This window comes from Saccharomonospora iraqiensis subsp. iraqiensis (assembly GCF_000430445.1).
Classification (GTDB): domain Bacteria; phylum Actinomycetota; class Actinomycetes; order Mycobacteriales; family Pseudonocardiaceae; genus Saccharomonospora; species Saccharomonospora iraqiensis.
In genome coordinates this window covers 92554-94397 of record NZ_KE387035.1, presented here as the reverse complement: position 1 = coordinate 94397, position 1844 = coordinate 92554, and the positions used below count along the sequence as shown (strand labels likewise).

General features: G+C 74.8%; 2 protein-coding genes and 1 pseudogene. All 3 read right to left on the bottom strand.

The features are described 5' to 3' along the window. Positions 1 to 198, bottom strand: a pseudogene (locus tag ACTIR_RS27320) (hypothetical protein); the annotation flags it as partial. A gap of 65 nt (positions 199 to 263) precedes the next feature. After that, on the bottom strand, positions 264 to 1301 hold the full coding sequence (galT, locus tag ACTIR_RS0101390) for a galactose-1-phosphate uridylyltransferase (RefSeq protein ID WP_026452949.1): 1038 nt from the start codon (positions 1299 to 1301) through the stop codon (positions 264 to 266). Then, positions 1298 to 1844, bottom strand: a 547-nt coding sequence (locus ACTIR_RS21090) for a DeoR/GlpR family DNA-binding transcription regulator (protein WP_034237746.1), incomplete at its 5' end; no start/stop codon positions are given. The genes ACTIR_RS21090 and galT, both read right to left, overlap by 4 nt.

Here is a 1844-nt window from a genome sequence, read left to right as displayed (position 1 = left end):
CTCCGGCGGCGTCGTCTCCGGCGGCGCCTGCCGCGGAGCTGCCTGCTCCGGCGATGCCTCCGACTCCCCGGGCTGCTCCGTCCGGCCCGGCGGAGCCCAGGGGCTCGGCTGTTCGTGCCCCGGCCCGGCACCGGACTCCGGCGTCCCCGACGCGGACGGGTCCGGGTTCTGTCGAGCGAAGGGATCGTTGTCGGTCATGCGTCCATGATGCGCCGGAGTCCTGAGAACTCGCTGAACCCGTGCTGTGACCGCGGCGAGAATCGCTACCGACCCGGACGCGTGTCCCGGAGGTTCTCCGCGATCCGCTCCGGTGTGACGTCGTTCACCCATACGGCCATCCCGGACTCGGACCCGGCGAGGTATTTGAGCTTGTCCGCCGCGCGCCGCACCGAGAACACCTCCAGGTGCAGCCACGCCGCCTCCCGGTCGCCGACGGCCGGCGCCTGGTGCCAGCCCGCCACGTACGGCAACGGCCGGTCGTACAGCGCGTCGCACCGGCGGAGCACGTCGAGGGACACCCCGGCGACGTCGTCGCGCTCGTCGGCGGTCAGCTCGGACAGGTCGGCCACCCGGCGGTGCGGCACGATCAGCACCTGCACCGGCCACCGGGCGGCGGGCGGCACGAACGCCGTCCAGTGTCGTCCGCGGGTGACCACCCGGGTGCCGTCGGCGCGTTCGGCCGCCAGCAGGTCGCCGAGCGGGTGGGTGCCGTGCGTGGTGAGCCGGGCGCGGGCGTGCTCCAGCATGCGGGCGGTGCGCGGCGGCACGAACGGGTAGCCGTAGATCTGTCCGTGCGGGTGGTGCAGGGTCACCCCGATCTCCTCGCCGCGGTTCTCGAACGGGAAGACCTGCCGCACCCCGTCGGTGCCCGAGAGTTCGGCGGTGCGGTCGGCCAGCGCGTCCAGCACCGTCCGCACCCGGGTGGGCGACAGCTCGGCGAACGACGTGTCGTGTTCGTCGGTGAAGCACACCACCTCGGCGCGGCCCTGCCCCCCGGCGAACGCCGGGAACCGGTTCTCGAACACGACGACGTCGTAGTGCGGCTCGGGGATCTCACCGGGGGCGTCCGGCCGCCCCGGGCACAGTGGGCAGTGGTCGGCGGCGGGTTTGTGCGTGCGGTCCTGCCGGTGTGCGGCGATCACCACGGGCTCTCCGGTCAACGGGTCGTGCCGGATGTCGGTCACCGCGGCGGTGGGGGCCAGATCCCGTGGGTCCGCACGGTCCCGGGGCCGCGGCTCCGGGCCGTCGTCGTAGTACCGGATGCGGCGCCCGTCCGCGAGGGTGCGGTCGGTTCGGATCACCCGTCCGCCCCGATCGGGCCGGGCGCGAGCACCAGCTCCCCGACGTGGGCCGACAGCACCCGGCGGGCGCGCTCGCCCAGGCCGTCGTCGGTGACCAGGACGTGCGCCTCGGCCAGCGCGGCGACGGTGGACAGGCCGACGGTGTCGAACCGGGTGTGCTCGGCCAGGATCAGCAGCTCCCGGCCCGCGTCGATCAGCGCCCGGTCGGTCTCGCTCTCGCTCAGGTCGCCGATGGTGAACCCGGGGCCCTCGGCCATGCCGTGCACACCGAGGAAGACCCGGTCCAGGTGCAGACCCCGCAGGCTCTGCACGGCGACCGGCCCGACGAGCACGTCGGCGTCGACCCGTGCCCCGCCGGTGAGCACCACGTGCCGGTCCCGCCGCCCCGCCGAACCGAGGATGTCGGCCACCCGTACGGAGTTGGTGACCACGGTGAGGTCGGCGACGTGGGCCAGTGCTCGCGCGAGCGCCCGCGACGCGGGTCCCGCGGAGATCCCCACGGCCGACCCCGGACGCACCCACCGCGCGGCGGCCGCCGCGATC